General features: G+C 75.5%; 20 protein-coding genes. 6 read left to right on the top strand and 14 right to left on the bottom strand.

Annotated features, from left to right (window positions below; translation table 11 throughout):
• Nucleotides 1–54 precede the first annotated feature (54 nt).
• Nucleotides 55–1,728, bottom strand: a complete 1,674-nt coding sequence (locus VEW93_02925; protein HYI60739.1) for a ribonuclease J — start codon at nucleotides 1,726–1,728, stop codon at nucleotides 55–57.
• 92 nt (nucleotides 1,729–1,820) lie between these two features.
• Between VEW93_02925 and VEW93_02920 the strand changes: the two genes are divergently transcribed.
• Both VEW93_02920 and VEW93_02915 read left to right on the top strand, forming a co-directional pair.
• On the top strand, nucleotides 1,821–3,413 hold the full coding sequence (locus VEW93_02920) for a DUF2142 domain-containing protein (GenBank protein ID HYI60738.1): 1,593 nt from the start codon (nucleotides 1,821–1,823) through the stop codon (nucleotides 3,411–3,413).
• An 82-nt stretch (nucleotides 3,414–3,495) separates the two neighbouring features.
• Complete coding sequence (locus VEW93_02915) at nucleotides 3,496–4,098, top strand: class I SAM-dependent methyltransferase (protein HYI60737.1); 603 nt, start codon at nucleotides 3,496–3,498, stop codon at nucleotides 4,096–4,098.
• 10 nt (nucleotides 4,099–4,108) lie between these two features.
• Here VEW93_02915 and dapA read toward each other — a convergent pair whose 3' ends face one another.
• The 7 genes from dapA to VEW93_02880 all read right to left on the bottom strand — a co-directional run bounded on the left by dapA (nucleotide 4,109) and on the right by VEW93_02880 (nucleotide 9,463).
• The gene (dapA, locus tag VEW93_02910) at nucleotides 4,109–4,996 is read right to left on the bottom strand and encodes a 4-hydroxy-tetrahydrodipicolinate synthase (protein ID HYI60736.1); all 888 of its coding nucleotides are present in this window, start codon (nucleotides 4,994–4,996) and stop codon (nucleotides 4,109–4,111) included.
• 85 nt (nucleotides 4,997–5,081) lie between these two features.
• Complete coding sequence (locus VEW93_02905; GenBank protein ID HYI60735.1) at nucleotides 5,082–6,242, bottom strand: ferritin-like domain-containing protein; 1,161 nt, start codon at nucleotides 6,240–6,242, stop codon at nucleotides 5,082–5,084.
• A 10-nt stretch (nucleotides 6,243–6,252) separates the two neighbouring features.
• Nucleotides 6,253–6,867: a TetR/AcrR family transcriptional regulator gene (locus tag VEW93_02900; GenBank protein ID HYI60734.1), complete on the bottom strand. Its 615-nt coding sequence runs from the start codon at nucleotides 6,865–6,867 to the stop codon at nucleotides 6,253–6,255.
• A gap of 27 nt (nucleotides 6,868–6,894) precedes the next feature.
• Nucleotides 6,895–7,668 carry an ABC transporter ATP-binding protein gene (locus VEW93_02895; GenBank protein HYI60733.1) on the bottom strand — a complete coding sequence of 258 codons (774 nt, stop codon included), beginning with the start codon at nucleotides 7,666–7,668 and terminating at the stop codon, nucleotides 6,895–6,897.
• Nucleotides 7,665–8,441: a cobalt ECF transporter T component CbiQ gene (gene cbiQ / locus VEW93_02890; protein HYI60732.1), complete on the bottom strand. Its 777-nt coding sequence runs from the start codon at nucleotides 8,439–8,441 to the stop codon at nucleotides 7,665–7,667. The genes VEW93_02895 and cbiQ overlap by 4 nt, the downstream gene beginning before the upstream one ends.
• 24 nt (nucleotides 8,442–8,465) lie before the next feature.
• On the bottom strand, nucleotides 8,466–8,756 hold the full coding sequence (locus VEW93_02885; GenBank protein ID HYI60731.1) for a PDGLE domain-containing protein: 291 nt from the start codon (nucleotides 8,754–8,756) through the stop codon (nucleotides 8,466–8,468).
• 20 nt (nucleotides 8,757–8,776) lie between these two features.
• Nucleotides 8,777–9,463 (bottom strand): energy-coupling factor ABC transporter permease, encoded by a 687-nt coding sequence (locus tag VEW93_02880; protein ID HYI60730.1) that lies wholly within the window; start codon nucleotides 9,461–9,463, stop codon nucleotides 8,777–8,779.
• A gap of 66 nt (nucleotides 9,464–9,529) precedes the next feature.
• Here VEW93_02880 and VEW93_02875 point away from each other — a divergent pair, with 66 nt between their 5' ends.
• Entirely contained in the window at nucleotides 9,530–10,009 is a 480-nt protein-coding gene (locus VEW93_02875; GenBank protein HYI60729.1) for a transcriptional repressor, read from the top strand.
• A gap of 23 nt (nucleotides 10,010–10,032) precedes the next feature.
• Here VEW93_02875 and VEW93_02870 read toward each other — a convergent pair whose 3' ends face one another.
• The gene (locus VEW93_02870; GenBank protein ID HYI60728.1) at nucleotides 10,033–10,806 is read right to left on the bottom strand and encodes a hypothetical protein; all 774 of its coding nucleotides are present in this window, start codon (nucleotides 10,804–10,806) and stop codon (nucleotides 10,033–10,035) included.
• Nucleotides 10,807–10,867: 61 nt separating this feature from the next.
• Here VEW93_02870 and VEW93_02865 point away from each other — a divergent pair, with 61 nt between their 5' ends.
• Complete coding sequence (locus tag VEW93_02865) at nucleotides 10,868–11,704, top strand: SURF1 family protein (protein ID HYI60727.1); 837 nt, start codon at nucleotides 10,868–10,870, stop codon at nucleotides 11,702–11,704.
• Entirely contained in the window at nucleotides 11,701–12,276 is a 576-nt protein-coding gene (locus tag VEW93_02860) for a TetR/AcrR family transcriptional regulator (GenBank protein HYI60726.1), read from the top strand. The genes VEW93_02865 and VEW93_02860 overlap by 4 nt, the downstream gene beginning before the upstream one ends.
• A 13-nt stretch (nucleotides 12,277–12,289) precedes the next feature.
• On the opposite strand, the gene dapB is transcribed toward VEW93_02860, so the two are convergent.
• The 3 genes from dapB to VEW93_02845 form a co-directional block, all read right to left on the bottom strand.
• On the bottom strand, nucleotides 12,290–13,090 hold the full coding sequence (dapB, locus tag VEW93_02855) for a 4-hydroxy-tetrahydrodipicolinate reductase (protein HYI60725.1): 801 nt from the start codon (nucleotides 13,088–13,090) through the stop codon (nucleotides 12,290–12,292).
• A 64-nt stretch (nucleotides 13,091–13,154) separates the two neighbouring features.
• Nucleotides 13,155–13,709: a hypothetical protein gene (locus VEW93_02850; protein ID HYI60724.1), complete on the bottom strand. Its 555-nt coding sequence runs from the start codon at nucleotides 13,707–13,709 to the stop codon at nucleotides 13,155–13,157.
• A 104-nt stretch (nucleotides 13,710–13,813) separates the two neighbouring features.
• Entirely contained in the window at nucleotides 13,814–14,842 is a 1,029-nt protein-coding gene (locus VEW93_02845) for a hypothetical protein (GenBank protein HYI60723.1), read from the bottom strand.
• A 175-nt stretch (nucleotides 14,843–15,017) separates the two neighbouring features.
• Here VEW93_02845 and VEW93_02840 point away from each other — a divergent pair, with 175 nt between their 5' ends.
• The gene (locus tag VEW93_02840) at nucleotides 15,018–16,208 is read left to right on the top strand and encodes a CapA family protein (protein HYI60722.1); all 1,191 of its coding nucleotides are present in this window, start codon (nucleotides 15,018–15,020) and stop codon (nucleotides 16,206–16,208) included.
• Between the two features lie 14 nt (nucleotides 16,209–16,222).
• Here VEW93_02840 and VEW93_02835 read toward each other — a convergent pair whose 3' ends face one another.
• A complete protein-coding gene (locus VEW93_02835; GenBank protein HYI60721.1) occupies nucleotides 16,223–17,551 on the bottom strand; it encodes a pitrilysin family protein in 1,329 nt (442 codons plus the stop codon).
• 10 nt (nucleotides 17,552–17,561) lie between these two features.
• Nucleotides 17,562–19,518: polyribonucleotide nucleotidyltransferase (locus tag VEW93_02830; GenBank protein HYI60720.1), on the bottom strand; the 1,957-nt coding region annotated here is incomplete at its 5' end.

Raw genomic sequence — 19,518 nt, 5'->3', positions numbered from 1 at the left:
CGTTCGCACCCTTCGCCATCTCGCCCATGGCGGGGGAACCTAGATGTCTCGGATCTAGGACTCCATCACCACGGGGACGATCATCGGCTTGCGGCGGGTGCGGGCGTTCACGAAGCGCCCGGTCGAGCGGCGCACCACGCGGGCCAGGGCCTCGACCCCGCCGGTGGGATCGTCGACCAGCGCCTGCTCGAGCTCCTTGGCCACCACGGCGCGGCACTCGTCGAGGAGGTCCTCGGCCTCGGCGGCGTGGACCCAGCCCCGGGTGATGACCTCGGGGCCGACCACGATGGTGGCGGCGTCGAGGTCGACGCCGGCGATGACCACGACGACGCCCTCGTCGGCCAGCACCTTGCGGTCGCGGAGCACGCCGTGGCTGACGTCGCCGATGCCGAGCCCGTCGACGTAGAGGTAGCCGGCGGGGACCCGCCCCGACTTCTTGACGCCGGCGTCGGTCAGCGTGACCTGGTCGCCGTCCTCGCACAGCAGCACCCGGTCGTCGGGCACGCCCATGATGCGACCGAGGGCGGCATGGCTGACCATGTGCCGGTACTCGCCGTGGACGGGGATGAACCACTGGGGCTTGGCGATCGACAGGAAGGTCTTGAGCTCGTCGGCCTTGGCGTGACCGGTGGCGTGGACGTCCTCGATGCCGGAGTGGACGACCTGGACGCCGAGACGCATGAGGCCGTCGATCACCTTCGACACGTTCATCTCGTTGCCCGGGATGGGGTGCGAGCTGAGGATCACGGTGTCGTTGGCGTCGAGCTTCAGGAACTTCGACGACTGGTTGGCCATGAGGGCCAGGGCCGACATGGGCTCGCCCTGCGACCCGGTGGAGATCACGCAGACCTTGCCGGGGTCGAGATCGCCGACCTCGTCGATGTCACGCAGCCGCGAGTCGGGGATGTTCAGCAGGCCCATGTCCCGGGCCAGCTTCACGTTCTTCTTCATCGACATGCCGAGGGTCGCCACCGTGCGGTCGAAGGCGATGGCGGCGTCGGCGATCTGCTGGATGCGGTGGATGTGGCTGGCGAAGCAGGTGGTGACGATGCGCCGGCCCTCGTGGGCGTGGAACAGGTCGTAGAGCACCTTGCCCACGCTCGTCTCGGAGCGGGAGTGGCCGTGCTGGTCGGCGTTGGTCGAGTCGGCCAGCAGGAGGCGGACGCCCTCGTCCTCGGCGATGGGGCCGATGGCGGCCAGGTCGGTGAGACGGCCGTCGACCGGCGTGAGGTCGAGCTTGAAGTCACCGCTGTGGAGGATCGTGCCCTGGGCAGTGTGGATGGCGGTGGCGAAGGCGTGGGGCACCGAGTGGGTGACGGGGATGAACTCGCAGTCGAAGGGCCCGAACTTCCGCCGCTCGCGATCGCCCACCACGATCATCTCGGTGCGGTCGAGGAGACCGGCCTCCTCGATGCGGTTCCGGGCCAGGGCCAGGCTCAGGGCCGACCCGATGATCGGGAACGAGAGGTCCCGGAGGAGGAACGACAGGCCACCGTGGTGGTCCTCGTGGCCGTGGGTGACGATGCAGCCCACGATCTTGTCGCCCCGCTCCTTGAGCCAGGTGAAGTCGGGGAGGACCAGGTCGACGCCGGGCATGTCGGCGTCGGGGAACATCAGGCCGCAGTCGATCAGGAGGATCTTGCCCTCCGATTCGACGGCGGCGCAGTTGCGACCGATCTCCCCCAGTCCGCCTAAGAAGGTGACGGTGACCGGGGGTGCTGCGCTCATCGTCCTCCGACTCTAGAGGGCTCGATCCCCGGCGCCGCGACCGTCACTAGTGTCTGCGACCGCTGGGCGGGCACCCGACCGGCCCTCCCCCCATGTCGTCGCCCCGCCCCCACCGCCCCGTCCCGCCCCGCGTCGCCTGGTGGGCCACGTTCGCCCTGCTCGCCCTGGCGGGCGCGGCCTGGTCGCTGGCCACGCCGCGGCTGAGCGGCGCCGACGAGTCCGACCACGCCATCCGCGCCGCCGCCGTGGTGCGGGGCCAGCCCGTCGGTGGGGCGACCTCCGAGCTGCTCGGCAGCCGCAACGTCTTCATCGACGTCGAGGTGCCCGAGGCCTACGGCTCCGCCCGCTCCTCGGCGACGTGCTTCATCGACTACGCCGACAGCCCGGCGGCGACGCCGTTCGACGCCCTGGGCCCGCCCCCGGAGTGCACGCCGCTGGAGGGCGGCCGGCGCCGGGTCACGACCACCACCCTCCAGTACCGGGGCCAGCCGTCGTACTACGCCGTGGTCGGGCTGCCGACGCTGCTGTGGCCCGACGGCACGGGCATCGCCGCCATGCGCCTGGTCAGCGCCGCCCTCACCGCCGCCCTGCTGGCCTCGGCCCTCGCCGCCGCCCGGGCCGTCGGCTCCCGGCGTCTGGCCGTCGCCGTGCTCGCCGGCGCCACCCCGGTGTGCCTGTGGCTCTCGGGCCAGGTGAACACGGGCGGCTTCGAGGTGGCCGCCGCCGCCCTGGTGTGGGCGGCCGGCCTTGTCGTGGCCCGGGCGCCGGTGGTGACCGGGCGCGACGTGACCCGTCTGGGGGCCGGCCTGGCCCTGCTCACCGTGGTGCGGGGCCTCTCCCCCGCCTACGCCGCCGGCGCCGTGGTGGTCCTGGCCGTGCTGGCCGGCCGGCCCCGGCTGCGGGAGCTGGCCGCCCGGCGCGACGTCCGGTGGTGGGGTCTCGTCGTTTCCATCGCCTGGGTGGCCTCGGTGGCGTGGCTGGCCTACATCCAGCTCCGGTACCCGCTCGACCCCCGGCCCGGCAGCGGCCTCGACCACGCCCTGGGCGAGTGGAGCTGGTACGTCCGCCAGACGGTCGGCGTGTTCGGCGTCAACGACGTGGTGACGCCCTGGCCCCCGGTCGTGGCGTGGTGGCTGGTGGTGGCCGGTCTCGTCGCCGTCGGGCTGCGCCGGGCCACGGCCGTCGAGCGGGCCGTCGTCGTGCTGCTGGGCGTGGGCGGCTACGCCATGAACTTCACCGCCGAGGGGATGAGCCTCCCGCCGATCGGCTACTTCTGGCAGGGCCGCTACGTCCTCCCCGCCCTGGTCGGGGTGGCCATCCTGGCCAGCGGGCTCGAGATCGGCCGGCCGGACGAGCCCGAGCCCTCGCCCTCGCGCGGGGCGAACGACGTCGTCCCGCTGGCCGTCGGCGCCGCCGTGCTGGTGGCGGTCCACGGCTGGGCCTTCGCCCACGTGGCCCGGCACATGGCCGGCCAGGGCACCACGCTCGGCTACCTCGACGCCCTCCGCGACCCGGTCTGGCGCGCTCCCCTGCTGCCGTCATGGGCCTGGCTGGCGGTCTACGTCCTGGCGCTGGCGGCGACGGCGGCGGTCGCCCTGCTGCCCCCGCCGGCCGCACCATCTTCGGGCCAGGCCGGGCCGGCCCCTACCGTGGGCGCCCGTGGCAGCGACGGCGACCCGATCTGAGCCGGTCCGACCGCGAGCCGCGAGCGGTCGGGGGCGGCGTGACTGGCGGGCCGTCCGCCGGGCCCTGGCGACGTACCGCTCGATGCCGGGCGCGGCCCGGGGCTTCGCCGTGGCCCGCTACGCCATCGCCCCGCTCGGGCCGCTGACCCAGGAGCTGGGGACGGTCTCGGGCCGGGTGCTCTCGCTCGGCAGCGGGCTGTGCATGGTCGAGCGCTACCTGACCGAGGTGAACCCCGACCTGTCGTTCGAGGGCATCGATCTCGACGAGGAGAAGGCCGAGCTCATCGCCGCCACCCAGCACCTCAGCCCCCGGGTCGAGCTCGTCGTCGGCGACGCCACCCGGCTCGAGGGGCGCACGGGCTACGCCGCCGTCCTGGTGTGCGACGCCCTCCACCACCTCCCGCTCGAGACCCACGCCGCCCTGGCCACCGACATCGCCGCCGCCCTGGCCCCCGGCGGCGTCTGCATCGTGAAGGACCTCGACGTGGCCCCGCGGTGGAAGTACCGCTGGAACCGGGTCCACGACCGCCTGGTCGCGGGGCCCGAGCCGCTGGCCTGCCGGAGCGTGGCGTCGATGGCCCGGCTGCTCGAGACGGCCGGCCTCGTGGTCGAGCGGGCCGAGCGCACCGAGCGCTCGTGGGAGCCCTACGCCCACTACCTCGTCCGGGCCCGCCGCCCGGCCTGAGGCTCGGGCGTCAGACCAGCAGGCGGAGGTCGCGGGCCACGGCACGGGCCCGCTCGACGGTGTCCTCGGGGGCGGGGCCGAGGGGGAGACGGCAGTCGCCGAGCGGGACGCCCAGCTCGGCCATCATCACCTTGACGGCCTGCGAGAAGACGCACTCGTCGGTGTTCATGTAGGCGTAGCTGGCCAGCAGGCGGGCGTGGATGGCCCGGGCCCCGGCGGTGTCGCCGGCCTCGAAGGCGAAGAACATGTCGGCCTGGAGGGCGGCGGTCCAGTGGCTGGCCACCCCGACCACGCCGACGGCGCCGTGGGCCAGGAAGGAGAGCGTGAGCGGCTCGTCGCCGCTGTAGACCTCGAAGTCGGGCGGGGCGGCGGCGAGGAGCTGGCCGGCCCGCTCGGGGTGACCGCCGGCGTCCTTGAGGGCCACGATGGTGGGGACGTCGTGGGCCAGCCCGACGATGGTGTCGGTGGCGATCTCGCGCCCGGCCCGGCCGGGGACGTCGTAGAGCATCACCGGCAGGTCGGAGGCGGCGGCGATGGCCTCGAAGTGGAGACGCAGGCCCGACTGCGGGGGCTTCGAGTAGTAGGGAGTGACGGCCAGGATCCCGTCGACGCCGACCTCGGCGGCCGCCTCGGTGAGGGCGACGCTGTGGGCGGTGTCGTTGGTGGTGGTGCCGGCGATCACCGGCACGTCGACGGCGGCCCGCACCGCCCGGAGCAGCTCGATGCGCTCCTCGTCGGTGAGCACCGGGCTCTCGCCGGTGGTCCCGGCCACGACGAGACCGTGGTTGCCGTGGTCGACGAGCCACCGCGCCAGCTCGCCGGCGGCCTTGGCGTCGAGGGTGCCGTCGGGGGCGAACGGGGTCGCCATCGCGGTGAGGACACGTCCGAAGCGCGGCATCACTCCGACCCTACCCCGCCGCTCCAACCGAGCTTTGAGCACTTGTCGCTGCTGACCAGCGACAAGTGCTCAAAGGTCGGGCTGCTCAGGCCTTCGTCCCTGAGTTCACTTCCCCCTCGGCCAGAGCGAACATTTCATATTCCTCGCCGGTGTCGGCCATGTTCTCGAACTGGATGACGCCGATCTCGCCGAAGCGCTCCCGCAGCCAGCCGTCGCCGGCATCCAGCAGGCCCAGCTTCTTGCAGTTGGGGACGATCTTGGTGAAGAGCATCTGCTGGAACAGCTGGCGGGCCGGCAGGTCCTTGATGATGGGGACGACGGTGGCCGGGGCGATGCCCATGCGCTCCCACACCTCCTGCTGGAGGAAGCGGTCCCGCATGCGCACCGCGGCCTCGAAGGCGAACTCCTGGCGCTCCCTGAGCTCGGCCACGGTGAGCTCCTGGTAGTACTCCTTGAGGGTGAGCACCCCGAAGGCCACGTGGCGGGCCTCGTCGCTCATCACGTAGCGCAGGAGCTGCTTGAGCAGGGGCTCGGTGGTCATCTGGTGCATGAAGCCGAAGGCGGCCAGGGCCAGGCCCTCGACCATGATCTGCATGCCCAGGTAGGTCATGTCCCACCGGCTCTCCTCCACGATGTCGTCGAGGAGCAGGCCCAGGTGGGCGTTGACCGGGTAGGTGCCCGACAGCTTGGTGTTGAGGTACTTGGCGAACACCTCGACGTGGCGGGCCTCGTCCATGACCTGGGTGGCGGCGTAGTACTTGGCGTCGATCCACGGGACCGTCTCCACGATCTTGGCCGTGCACAGCAGGGCGCCCTGCTCGCCGTGGAGGAACTGGGACAGCATCCAGTTCTGGCTCTCCACGCCCAGCTCGGTCCACTCCTTGTCGCCCCACTTCTCGAACGGGGTGCCGGAGAGGTCGACGTCGTCGGTGAGGCCCAGGCCGGCCGCGGCGTTGGCCGCCACCACCGCCTCCTGGTCGACGTCGATCGACCAGTCCAGGTCGGTCTCGCCGTTCCACTGCGAGGTCTTGGCCTTCTCGTAGAGCTTCTCCAGGGGCTTGCGCTCGCCCTTGTCGTAGTTCCACGTGAAGATGGCATCGGCGTTGTCGCTGACGGCGCGGATGGTGGCGTCCACGTCGGTGTTGCTGATGGCCAGGATCTCGGCCAGGTCGTTGGCGTCGCTGCGGCCGATGATCTCCTGCATCGAGGACATCTCGACGGGGTCGGTGGCGTCGGTGGTGGACATGGCGGGTCTCCTAGGAGCGGTGTGCGAGGGGGACGGGTTCGGGGGCGGGCACCACGGCGGGGGCCACGTAGCGGCGCACCAGGCGGTCGCAGACCGCCCGGTCGGCCAGGGCGAAGGTGGGCGTGGGGTTGACCAGGGCCGAGAGGAAGACGCGGGCCAGCCACTCGGCGGTCCAGCCCGCGGCCTCGGGACCCAGGCGGTCGACCAGGTGGGGGGCCACGGCCCGGCGGACCAGGCGGAGCAGGCGGTCCATCTCGCCGAAGCCCAGGACCGGCACGGCCAGCTCCGGCTCGTGAGCCAGGACGTAGCGGATGGCGGCGTGGCCCTCCAGGTGCACGGCGGCGGCGTGCAGGCCGTCGACCAGGGCCGCGGTCGTGTCAGGGGACGAGTCCAGGGCCCGGCCCACCACGTCCAGGAAGCGGGCCACCTCGCGCTGGGCCAACAGGGCGAACAGCTCGTCCTTGCCGCCGGGGAAGGTCCGGTAGAGGGTGGCCCGGCTGACACCGGTGGCCCGGGCCACGTCGCCCAGGGTGGTCTTGGCCACCCCCCAGCGGGCCACCAGGTCCAGGGCCGAGTCGAGGGCGCGCTCCTGGGTGGGCGTGGTCACCACCGCGGTCCGGGCCATGGGTGAGACACTACGACGATAGTTGTCTCATCGCAACGAGGCATCGGTCACCCTCGGGCCCGCTCGGGCCCGGGGGGCACGAAGCCGAAGGGGAGCTCCAGGCGGTGGGCCCGCAGCAGCGCCCCGTCGGCCAACAGGTCGGCCGTGGGCCCGTCGGCCACCACCCGCCCGGCGTCGAGGAGCACGGCCCGGCGGGCACAGCTGCAGGGCGTAGGGCAGGTCGTGGGTGACCACCACCGTGGTCAGGTCGAGGGCGGTGAGCACCTCGGCCAGCTCGCGGCGGGCGGCGGGGTCGAGGTTGGCGGTGGGCTCGTCCAGGACCAGCAGCTCGGGCCGCAGGGCCAGCACGGTGGCCACCGCGGCCCGGCGGCGCTGGCCCAGGCTGAGGTGGTGCGGGGCCCGAGCCCCGAGCCCGGGCAGGCCCACCGCCTCCAGGGCGGCCGCCACCCGGGCCTCCAGCTCGGGGCCCCGCAGGCCGGCGTGGGCCGGGCCGAAGGCCACGTCGTCGGCCACGGTGGGCATGAACAGCTGGTCGTCGGGGTCCTGGAACACCAGGGCGACCCGGCGCCGGACCTCGGCCAGGGTGGCCCGCTCCACCGGCGCGCCGCCGACCTCGACCGTGCCGGCCTGGGGGGTGAGGATGCCGTTGAGGTGCAGCACCAGGGTCGACTTGCCCGCTCCGTTGGGGCCCAGCACCGCCACCCGCTCCCCCGCCGCCACCTCCAGGTCGACCCCGTCGAGGGCCACCTGGCCGTCGGGGTAGGCGAAGCGCACCCCGGCCAGGCGCAGGGCCGGGATCACCGGCCCACCAGGGCGGCCGCCGCCACCAGGACGGCCACCGCCGGGACGGCGGCGGCCCCCAGCCAGGCCCCGGCCGAGGTGGCGGGACCGGGGAGCGACGGGGCCGGGCCGGCCCCGCCCCGGGCCAGCATGGCCAGGTGCACCCGCTCGCCCCGCTCGTAGGAGCGGACGAACAGCGTGCCGGCGGTGGCCGCCGTGGCCCGGGCCTGGCCCAGCCAGCGCGGATCGTCGCCCCGGGACAGCCGGGCCACCCGCATGCGCCCGGCCTCGGCCACCACCACGTCCAGGTAGCGGACCATGAGGCCCACGATGGCCACCAGCACGGCCGGGACCCACAGGCGCCGCAGGCCGCGCAGCAGCTCCGGCACCGGCGTGGTGGCCGACAGCACCACCGCGGCCACCACGCCCAGGGTGCCGGTGGCGGCCACGTCCCACGCCGCCCACAACCCGTCCCGGGACAGGTCCAGGCCCAGCAGCTCGACCCGGGGCGCCGGGCCCACCACCGGGAGCAGGGCGGCGAAGGCCAGGAACGGCACCTCGACCCGGGCCCGGCGGAGCACCAGCCGGAGGGGCAGGCGGGCCCGCACCGCCACCGCGGCCAGCACCGCGGCGTGGGCCGCGAAGGCCCACACCGCCTCCCGGGGCGTGGCCACCACGGCCACCACCAGGACCAGGGCGGCCACCACCTTGGCCTCGGCCGGCAGGGCGTGCACCACGGTGGCGCCGGGGTGCAGCAGCCCGTCCCCGCCGGGCCGGCCCGACGCCGCGGCCACCGGCCCGGCCCGGCCCGGCCCGGCCTAGGCCGATCGGCGGGAGGCGCGGCGCAGCACCGCCAGCCCACCCGCCACCACGGCGAAGGTGACGGCGATGCCGACCACGCCGGCCAGCCCGATGGCCAGGCCGTCGTGGCCGACGCCGGCCACGCCGTAGTCGGCGGTGGGGCTGGCGGCCAGGGCGTGATCCTCGGCCCGGTCCGCGAAGCCGTGGTCGAGGGCCACGCGCTCCAGGCCGTCGGGCTCGGTGCTGGCCCGGGGGGCGACCACCACGGCCAGCGCCACGGCCAGGGCGAGGCCGACCCCGACGAACAACCCGATCCGCGCCCGGGCCCTCACGCCGTGGCCCCCGCGCCGGCCGGGGCCGGCCCCGGCGCCAGGTGCCGCGCCCCCCACACCAGGTCGGGCCGGGCGGCCAGCACGGCGCCGACGGTGAGGCCGGTGATGACGCCCTCGCCGATGCCGATGAGGACGTGGACCCCGACCATGCCGGCGGCCACCCCGGCCAGCGGGGCGGTGCCGGTGCCGCCCACGGCGTAGGCCGCGGTGAAGGCCAGCGCCGAGAGCACCACGGCCCCGCCGGCGGCCAGCCCCGAGGCGGTGACCACGCCGGACGGTCCCCGGGGGAGCAGCCGGCGCAGGCCGGAGAAGGCCGGCCCCCCCACCAGGGCGGGGACCAGGGCCATGGTCGCCACGTTGAGCCCGAGGGCGGTCAGGCCCCCGTCGGCGAAGAGCAGGGCCTGGACCACGACCACCACGGTGACGCACACCGCGCCCAGCCAGGGACCGACCAGCACGGCGGCCAGCACCCCGCCCAGCAGGTGGCCGCTGGTGCCGCCGGCCACCGGGAAGGCCACCATCTGGCCGGCGAAGACGAAGGCCGAGGTGAGGCCGGCCAGCGGGATCTGCCGGTCGTCGAGCACCTGCCCGGCCCGCCGCAGGGCCACGCCCACCCCGCCGGCGGCGACCAGCCCCAGGGCCACGGAGGTCGGCCCGTCGATGAAGCCGTCCGGGGCGTGCACGTCCCCGACGGTACTGCAAACCGTTCGCACCTGTGCCGGGCCCCGCCATGGGCCACCATGGGGGCCATGGCACGGGCCGCCTCACCGCCGCACCACCGGGCCCCCCACGTCCACCACGACGTGGCCGCCCGCGTCGACGCCGCCCTGGCCCGGCTCCGGGCCGACGGCGGCCGGGTGACGCCGGCCCGCCGGGCCGTGGTGGCCGCCCTCTACGGCGGGCCCGACCACCACGTCACGGCCGAGGACGTGGCCCGGGCCGTGGCCCACTCCCACCCCGAGGTCCACCTCTCGACGGTGTACCGGGCCCTGGAGGCCTTGGAGCGGGCCGGCGTCGTGGCCCGCCTCGACCTGGGGGCCACCGGGGCCGTCTTCCACCTGGTCGACCACGAGCACCACCACCTGGTCTGCCGAAGCTGCGGCGCGGTGACCGAGGTGGCCGACGGCGACCTCGACGGGCTGCGCCGCCACCTCCGGGCCCGCTACGGCGTCGAGCTCGGCGCCACCGGCCAGACCCTGGCCGGCACCTGCCGCTCCTGCCCGGGCTGACGACCGGCGCGCCGAGCGAGCAGTCAGCCGTCGCCGTCGTCCCTCGGGCGGACCGGGGCGCCCTCCTCGACCACACGCTCGCCGGCTGCGTCCTCGGCCTCGATCTCGGCGATCTCGTCCTCGATGTGGAGGAGGCCCTCGACCTCGGTGCCCCCGGCCTTGCGGTCCAGGACCAGGGACAGGACGACGAGGGCCACGCTCAGCACGAAGACCGGGAGCCGGTAGTCGGAGATGAGGTCCCGCAACCAGTCGAGCGGCTCGGCCAGCGAGTCGGTGACGAACCACAGGACGACCAGGCGGCCGACCGTGCCCAGCAGGTTCAGGGCGAAGAACACGGGGACGGCCATGCCCCCGGCCCCGGCGAAGAGGCAGATGTAGTTGTTGGGGGCGAGCACCACCAGCGGGTACGAGGCCTTGCCGAACCAGCGCTCGGCCCCCCGGGCCAGCGGGCCGTAGGTGGGGCTGCGCTTCTCGATCCAGCGCACGCCGGCGTCGCCGTACCACCGGCCCAGCAGGAAGAACAGCGGGTCCGAGGCCAGCAGGCGCACGGTGGCGATGCCGAAGAAGCTCCACCAGTCCAGGTAGGGCTTGGCCAGGGCCAGGTTGCGGTTGCGGGAGTTGAGGGCGATGAACAGGGCCGGGTGCTTGTCGAACAGCACCGACAGGAAGGTGTCGCCGACCAGGGCGAACACGAAGAAGCTGATGGTGGCCCCCACGACCACGTTGCGGGCCAGGCGGTTGGGTGGGCCCGGCCGGGTGGCCACCGGGCCGTCGGTGGCCCCCTCCTCCTCCGTCACGGCCGCGATCATGCCAGGCCATCGAGTGGAGCCGGCCCCGGGGGGTCCGTAGTGTGGCCGTGTGTACCGGTTCGCCCTCCGGCCGTGGTGGATCGTGTCCCACCTCGTCGTGCTGGCCCTCGTGGTGGCCATGGTGAGCCTGGGCTTCTGGCAGCTCCGGCGCCTGGACGAGGCCGATGCCCGCAACACGAGGCTGGCCCAGCGGCTGGCCCAGCCCGAGGCCCCGCTGGCCGAGGTCGTCCCCGACGGGGCCACCGGGGCGGCTGTCGACCGCCGGGTCGTGGCCCGGGGTTCGTACCGGCCCGACGAGCAGGTCCTGGTCCGGGGGCGCAGCCTCGACGACGCCCCGGGCTCCTGGGTGGTGGTGCCCTTCGAGACCGACGCCGGGCAGGTGGTGGCGGTCAACCGGGGCTGGATCCGCAACGACGGGCGCCACACGTCGGTGCCCGAGGAGTACCGGGCCGTGCCCGAGGGCCAGGTCGAGGTCCACGGCCTGCTGCTGGCCTCCCAGGTGCGGGGCCCGCTGGGGGCCACCGACCCGACCGGCCGCCTCGACAGCCTGGCCCGGCTCGACCTGGATCGTCTCGACGCGCAGGTGGCGGGTGACCTCCTGCCCGTGTGGCTGCAGCTCACCACCCCCGAGGCCGGCGCCCCCGACCCGTCGCCCACCGTCCTGGACCTGCCCGTGGTCGACGACCGGGGGCCGCACCTGAGCTACGCGGCCCAGTGGTTCATCTTCAGCACCATCGCCGCCGGCGGCTACCCGCTGATCCTCCGCAAGGTGGCCGGCGAGCGGGGCGGGCGCCACCCCGACGACGCGCCGGGGCTGGACGACCCCGACCCCGACGACGCCCCCGCGCCGGGCGACCCCCGGCTGGGCACGCCCGCCAGCCCGTGAGCGAGGCCGGGGAGGACGACCTGCGGACCCGGGTCCTGGCCGCGGCCGTGGACGTGGCCGGCACCACGGGCCTCGACCGCCTCACGGTGGAGGAGGCGGCCCGCACCGCGGGCGTGGCCCGGGCCACCGTCTACCGGCACTTCCCGGGCGGCCGCGAGCAGCTGGTGTCGGAGGCCGTGACCTGGGAGGTGGGCCGGTTCTTCACCGCCCTGGTCCACGTCCTGGACGACATCGACGACCTGCCCACCCGCCTGGAGCAGGGCGTGATCCGGGGTCGGGCCCTGCTGGCCGAGCACGAGGTGTTCCAGAAGGTGGTCGACACCGAGCCCGAGCGCCTCCTCCCCCACCTGAGCCAGAGCGCCCCGCTGGTGCAGGCCGCGGTGCGCGACCACCTCCGGCCCCTGCTGGAGCGGGCCGACCTGGTGCCGGGCACCGACCCGGAGGAGGCCGCCGACTGGCTGGCCCGCAACGTGCTCTCGTTCCTCATGGCCACCGGGGGCTGGGACCTCGACGACCCGGCCGAGGTCCGCCGCCTGGTCCGCGACAACCTGCTGGTCGGCATCCTGGCCTGACCGGCCGGGGGAGTCAGCCGGCGACGGGGTCCAGGCCGAGCAACCGGTCCAGGCCCACGGTGACCCCGGGGCGGTCGGGCACGGCCTTCACGGCCAGGACCACGCCGGGCATGAACGAGGCCCGGTCGTAGCTGTCGTGGCGGAGGGTGAGGGTCTGGCCGGTGGTGCCCAGCACCACCTCCTGGTGGGCCACCATGCCCCGCACCCGCAGGGAGTGGACCCGCACGCCGCCCAGCACCGCCCCCCGGGCCGAGTCGAGCACGGTGGTGGTGGTCGGGTCCTCGGCCCACTCCGAGGAGGCCGAGACCAGGCGCTCGGCGGTGGCCATGGCCGTCCCCGACGGGGCGTCGACCTTGCCGTCGTGGTGGGTCTCCACCACATCCGCGGTCTCGAACCAGGGGGCGGCCATCTCGGCGAAGTGCATCATGAGCACGGCCCCGATGGCGAAGTTGGGGGCGATGACGCAGTTGCTGGAGGTGAAGGCCCCCCGGGCCCGGTCGACGTCGGCCTCGTCGAAGCCGCTGGTGCCGACCACGGCGTGGATCCCGTGGCTGGCGCACCAGCTCATGTTGCGGCGGGCCGCGTCGACCAGGGTGAAGTCCACCGCCACCTCCGCCCCCACCGCGGTGAGGGCCGAGGCGTCGGCGGCGATGGTGAGGTCGGTGTCGAGGCCGGTGACCTGGCAGAGGTCGATGCCGGCGTGGTGGGGATCGACGGCGGCCACCAGCTCGAGGGCGGGGTCGTCGGTCACGGCCCGGCACACCGTGCTCCCCATCCGCCCTCCGGCTCCGAACACGGCGACGCGCAGGCCCATGGGCGCGCACGCTACCGGACGGCCCCGGGCCCGGCCCCCGGACGACCCCGGGCCGGCGGCCCGCTCAGGCCGGCGGGCCCGGGAGGTCGGGGGGCGGCGGCGGGGGCGGAGGGGGCGGGCCGGGCGCCGAGGGGGGTGCCGGCACGGGGGCCGGGGTGGGGGGCTCGGCCGTCGGCGGCGGGGCCATGTCCCCCAGGGAGCCCCCGGGAGAGGGCACGGCCGGGCCCGGTGCCGCCGGGTCGGAGAACGTGCCGGGGATGGGGGCGGGGGCCGAGGACGGGCCGGGCCCCGGAGGGGCGGGGGCGGCCGGCGCGGGGGCGCCCCCGGCGGGGTCCGGGGCCGGGCCAGCCCCGGGTCCGGTGCCGGGCGAGGCCACGGGCAACGGCACCTGGGTGCCGTTCTGCTGCTCCCACTGCTGGATCTGCTGGACCCGGACCTCCACCTCGGCCGCGGCCCGGGGGTCGCGGCCCATGCGATCGGCGTAGGCCCACTGGCCCAGCTCCTTGAGCCACGTGTCGGCCACCTTGCCCTGCTGGCCCTGGTTGAGGCCCGAGGTGGCGGTGTTCAGCTTGGTCTCGGCCTGCGCCGCCACCTGCTTGGCCTTGTCGAGGAAACCCATGGCGCCGTGCTCCTGTCGCGGGGATCGGGACGTCCCGAGCATGCCGCACCGCCCCGCCGGCCGCCCGGCCCCCCGGCGGGTGCCCCCTCCCCCACGGGCCCGGCTCAGGCCGGGGTCGCCTCCCGGGGCTCCGAGCCCATCCAGCGCACGGCCTGGCCGGCGGCCGCCCCGACCAGGAAGCCGGTGGTCACCACGCCGGTCCACAGCTCGCGGCCCCAGGCCAGGTCGCCGCGCCGGGCGACGGCGGCGAACAGGGTGACCCACAGCGCCGCGGTGGCCAGCCCGGTGAGCAGGGGGTGGGGCCGGCCCCGGAGCCCGACCAGGTCGGAGGCCAGGCCGTAGACCAGGAGGGCGACGGTGAGGGGGGTGGCGGCGTCGCCGTTGGCCACCAAGGGGGCCAGGCCGAGGAAGCCGAAGGCGATGGTCCACGTGCCGAGGGCGGGGTCGGTGCGGGCGCGGACCACGGCCACGGTCACGCTGACCAGGGCGCTGAACCACAGGGCCACGGCCAGGCCCCGCGACACGTCGTAGTCCTCGGCCGAGGTGCCCAGCAGGGGCTCGAGGTAGGTCCCGGCCTGGAGCTCGCTGCCCCCGATGAGGGGGGTGAGGTAGCCGGTGAACAGGGAGACCACCAGGAGGAGGGAGGTGACCGACAGGGCCAGCACCACCGACTGCACCCCGTCGAGGGCCCGGCCCGGGCCCGCGGCCAGGGCGCCCACGGGCGCCACCATGAGCAGCACCAGGCCCAGCAGGATCAGCAGGTGGGGCGGGCTGACCAGGGCCTCGAAGGCGGCCTCGACGCCGAAGGCCTCGTGCCACAGCGCATCGGCGAGCCCGCCGACGCAGAGGATTCCCACCCCGTAGGTGGCGCTGGGCAGCAGCCGCAGCGGGGCCCGGGGGCCGTGGCGCAGGGCCAGGAGGCCGAGCACCAGGCCCACGCCGGTGACCCCCCCGTAGAGGACGAGGTGCCAGCCGGAGAGGAAGTCGGCGCCGGTCAGCAGCTCGGTCCGGTCCACGTGCCGGGCGATGTCGCCGAACAGCCCGACGGCGGCCACCGTGTCGGCGGCCATGAGGGCGACCAGCCACCCCCAGCCGATCGGGGGACGCCACGACGCGCCTCGATGGGTGGCCACGGGCCCACGGTACCGGGTGCCCTCCGACCGATCGGCCACCGCGCCCCCACCGCCGCAGGACATGCCCGGAGGGCCGGAGCGCTCCGGCTACCGTGCCGCCACGCCTGTCCCTGCCACCTCCCGTCCGGGCCCCACCCCCTGGCGCCACGGTCCCGGCCCGCGCCGAGCAGGAGCGGTGCCGCGGGCCATCGGAGTGGGGCTGGCCCTGGTGCTGGGTCTGGGAGGCTGCGGGGGGAGCTCGGCCGCCAGCGGGCGCGACGGCGGCGAGCAGCGGCCCACCACGACCACGGCCACCACCTCCGGCGACCGCGCCGGGACCTCGGTGGCCACGGCGCCGCCGCCCACCGCCCCGCCCGAGGTCGAGCTGACCCTGGCCTTCGGGGGCGACCTCCTGCCCCACCTGCCCCTGGTCCGGGTGGCCCAGCAGCACGGGGCGGCGACCGGCGTCCCCTACGACTTCGGCCCCCTCCTGGCCCCCCTGGCCCCGGTCGTCTCCGGGGTCGACCTGGCCCTCTGCCACCTGGAGGTGCCCCTGGTGGCCGACGGCCAGCAGGTCACCGGCTACCCGTCGTTCCACGCCCCTCGCGAGCTGGCAGGAGCGGTGGCCGGGGCCGGCTACGACGGCTGCTCCACGGCCTCCAACCACAGCCTCGACGGCGGCCTGCCCGGCATCATCGCCACCCTCGACACCTTCGACGTGCTGGGCCTGGGCCACACCGGCACGGCCCGCAACGCCGCCGAGGCCGCCACCCCCCGGACCTACGAGGTGCGGGGGGCCCGCATCGCCCACCTGTCCTACACCTACGGGTTCAACGGCTACGCGCTCCCCGAGGGCGCCCCCTGGGCCGCCAACGGGCTGGACCCGGCCCGCGTCGCCACGGACGCCGCCGCGGCCCGGGCCGCCGGCGCCCAGCTGGTGGTGGTCAGCGTGCACTGGGGCAGCGAGTACCGGGCCGAGCCCGACCCGCTCCAGCAGGAGCTGGCCCCCGTCCTCGACGCCATCGGCGACGTCGACCTGGTCATCGGCCACCACGCCCACGTGGTGCAGCCGGTGGAGCGGGTGGGCGACACCTGGGTCGTCTACGGCCTGGGCAACCAGCTCAGCAACCAGGGCGAGCCCGAGCGGCGCGACGGCCTGACCGTCGTCGTCACCGTGGGCGGCCCGCCGGGCGGGCGCCTGGCCGTGCGGCGCCTGGAGGCGGTGCCCACCTGGGTGGACCTGGCCACCCACCAGGTGCTGCCGGTGGGACCGACCCTGGCCCGTCCCGACCTCGATCCCGGCCTGCGGGCCGACCTGGAGGGCTCGCGGGCCCGCACCATGGAGGTGGTGAACCGGCGGGGCGCCGGTCTGGCCGTCCGGCCCTGACCGGGCCTCCAGGCCTACAGGGCCAGGCGGCGGGGCACCGGGCCCACGGCCACCACGGCGGGCGGGCCGGCCAGGGCCCGGGCGGCCCGCCGGGCGTCCTCCACGGTGACGGCCCGGTAGGCCGCCACCCGCTCGGCCGCGGGGCGGGCGCCGCCCCGCTCCAGCTCCTCGATGGCCACCCGCCAGGCCCGGGTGCCCGAGTCCTCCATGGCCAGGGTGAAGGAGCCGGCCAGGTACCCGGTGGCCACCTCCACCTCGCGGGGCGTGACGTCACCCGAGGCCAGGCGGGCCACCTCGTCGGCCATGAGCCGGCACACCGCCCCGGTGGCCGACGGCGAGCAGCCGGCGTAGGCGGTGACGGTGCCGGCGTCGGAGTAGCTGCTGAGGGCGGCGTCGACGGCGTAGGCCAGGCCCCGGTCGTCGCGGACGGAGCGGAACAGGCGGCTGGCCGGCCCCCCGCCCAGGAGGTGGGCCACCACGGCCAGGGCGGCCCGCTCGGCCGGGGCGGCCCGCTCGGCCGGGGCCACCGGCCCCAGCGGCCAGCCCAGCACCACGTGGACCTGCTCCCCGGGCCGGCGCCGGATCTGCGTGGCCGGGGCCACCGGCGACGGCGGCACCCGGCCGGGCCCGGCGTCACCGGCCATCGACGGTCCGGGGCCCTCGTCCCAGCGGGCCACGGCCTCCACCACGGCCTCGTGGTCGACGGCGCCGGCCGCCGCCACCACCATGGCCCCGGGCCGGTAGCGGGTGGTGTGGAAGGCGCCGATCTCACCGGCCCCCATGGAGGCCAGGGTGGCCCGGTCGCCGATGACCTCCCGAGCCAGGGGGTGGTCACCGAAGAGGGCCACCGCGGCCAGGGTGTGGGCCCGGTCCTCGGGGTCCTCCTCGGCCTGGGCCAGCTCCTCCAGGATGACCCGGCGCTCGACCTCGACCTCGGCCGGGCGAAGGGCCGGACGGAGCACCAGGTCGCCCAGTAGGTCGAGGGCGAAGCCGGCGTCGCCGGCGGGGACCCGGACCTGCACCGCGGTGCGCTCCCGGTCGGTGACGGCGTCCAGCTCGCCCCCCCGGGCGTCGACGTCCTCGGCCACGGCGGAGGCCGGCCGGTCGGGGCTGCCTTTGCACAGCAGGTGCTCGAGGAAGTGCGACACGCCGGCCAGGGGCGCGGGCTCGTCCCGGCCCCCCACGCCGACCACGGCCACCAGGGTGGCCGAGGCCGCGCCGGGCATGCGGTCGGTCACCACCCGCCGGCCCGAGGGCAGGCGGGTCACGACCACGTCACCGGCCGGGGCCGGGCGCGGCGGGGCGCCGCCGGGGCCGGTGGGGCCCTCGGCGGCGCCGGTCACCACGTGATCCTCAGCGGCGGCGCCGACGGCGGCGGGGGCCGTCGTCGCCCCCACCGACCCGCTCGGCGGCGCTGCGGCGGTCGTCGCCCGCCGGGCCCAGGTCGCCGAACTCGGCGGCCACCTCGGCGTCGAAGCTGGCCTCGAAGGAGACCTCGTCGGCCGCGGGGGCGGAGCTGGCCGCGGCCGGCTCGCTGCGGTCCCGGCCGCCGCGGTCACCGCGGTCGCCCCGGTCGCGATCGCCGCGGTCGCCGCGATCCCGGTCCCGGCCGCCACGGTCACCGCGGTCGCGATCGCCGCGGTCGCGGTCACCGCCGCCCCGGGGGGCACGCTCCTCGACGGGCTGGTCGGCCGGGGTCAGGGACACCTTGCCGTTGGGGTCGACGTCGTCGACGCGGACCTCGATCTCGTCGCCCAGGCTGACCACGTCCTCGACCCGGTCGATGCGCTTGCCCCCACCCAGCTTGGAGATGTGGACCAGGCCGTCACGGCCCGGGAGGATGTTGACGAAGGCCCCGAACTTGGTGATGTTCACCACGCGGCCCATGTAGACGGCGCCCACATCGGCGGTGGGCGGGTCGAGGATGAGCTTGATCTGGCGCTCGGCCTCGGCCACCGCGCCGCGGTCCACCGAGCCGATGGCCACGGTGCCCACGGCGCCGTCGTCGTCGACGCTGATGTCGGCGCCGGTCTCGGCCTGGATGGCGTTGATGACCTTGCCCTTGGGCCCGATGACCTCGCCGATCTTGTCCATGGGGATCTCGAAGCCGACGATCTTCGGCGCCGTCTCGCCCACGTCCGGGCGGGGCTCGGCGATGGCCTCGCGCATGACGTCGAGGATCTTGAGGCGGGCGTCCCGGGCCTGGGTCAGCGCCTCGGCCAGCACCTCGGCCGGGAGGCCGTCGATCTTGGTGTCGAGCTGGAGGGCGGTGACGGCGTCGGCCGTACCGGCGACCTTGAAGTCCATGTCGCCCATGGCGTCCTCGGCCCCGAGGATGTCGGTGAGGGCGAGGTACTTCCCCTCGGCGTAGACGAGGCCCATGGCGATGCCCGCCACGGGGGCCTTGATGGGCACGCCGGCGTCCATGAGGGACAGCGAGCTGGCGCACACCGAGGCCATGGAGGTGGAGCCGTTGCTGGCCAGCACCTCCGAGACGAGGCGCAGGGCGTAGGGGAACTCGTCCTGGGCCGGCACCACGGGGAGCAGGGCCCGCTCGGCCAGGAGGCCGTGGCCGATCTCCCGGCGCTTGGGGCTGCCCACCCGCCCGGTCTCGCCGTTGGCGTAGGGCGGCATGTTGTAGTGGTGCATGTAGCGCTTGCGGTCGTCGATGCCGATGGTGTCGAGGAGCTGGTCCATGCGGGGCATGCCCAGCGTGGTGACGTTCAGCACCTGGGTCTCGCCCCGCTGGAACAGGCCGGAGCCGTGGGCGGTGGGGATGACACCCACCTCGGCGGACACCGGGCGCAGGTCGGCCGGGCCCCGGCCGTCGATGCGCAGGCCCTCGGTGACGATGCGCCGGCGCACGACCTCCTTGACGAGCGAGCGCACGGCGGCCTTGACCTCCGAGCCCTTGCCGGCCAGCGGGCCGCCCTCGGCCACGTCGGCGGCGAGCTGCTCCTTGATGTACTCGGTGGCCTCGTCGGTGGCGGCGCTGCGTGACGCCTTGTCGGCGATGGACGACGCCTCGGCGATGCGATCGGTGCCGACGGCCTTGACCCGCTCGTACACCTCGGGGCTGTAGTCGACGGCCGGCTCGAAGGCGATGGGCGGACGGGCGCCGGCCTGGTCGACGAGCTGGCGCTGGAGGTCGATGGAGGCGGAGATGAAGCGCTTGGCCACCTCGAGGCCATCGGCGATGGCTTCTTCCGTGACCTTGGGGGCCCCGGCTTCGTAGCGGTCCCAGGAGCCCTCGGTGCCGTTGGCCTCCACCATCATGATGGCGACGTCGCCCCCGACCTCGCGGCCGGCC

It is taken from the genome of Acidimicrobiales bacterium (genome assembly GCA_035630295.1).
Taxonomy (GTDB): domain Bacteria; phylum Actinomycetota; class Acidimicrobiia; order Acidimicrobiales; family Iamiaceae; genus Iamia.
This window is presented reverse-complemented; position numbering and strand designations above follow the sequence as displayed.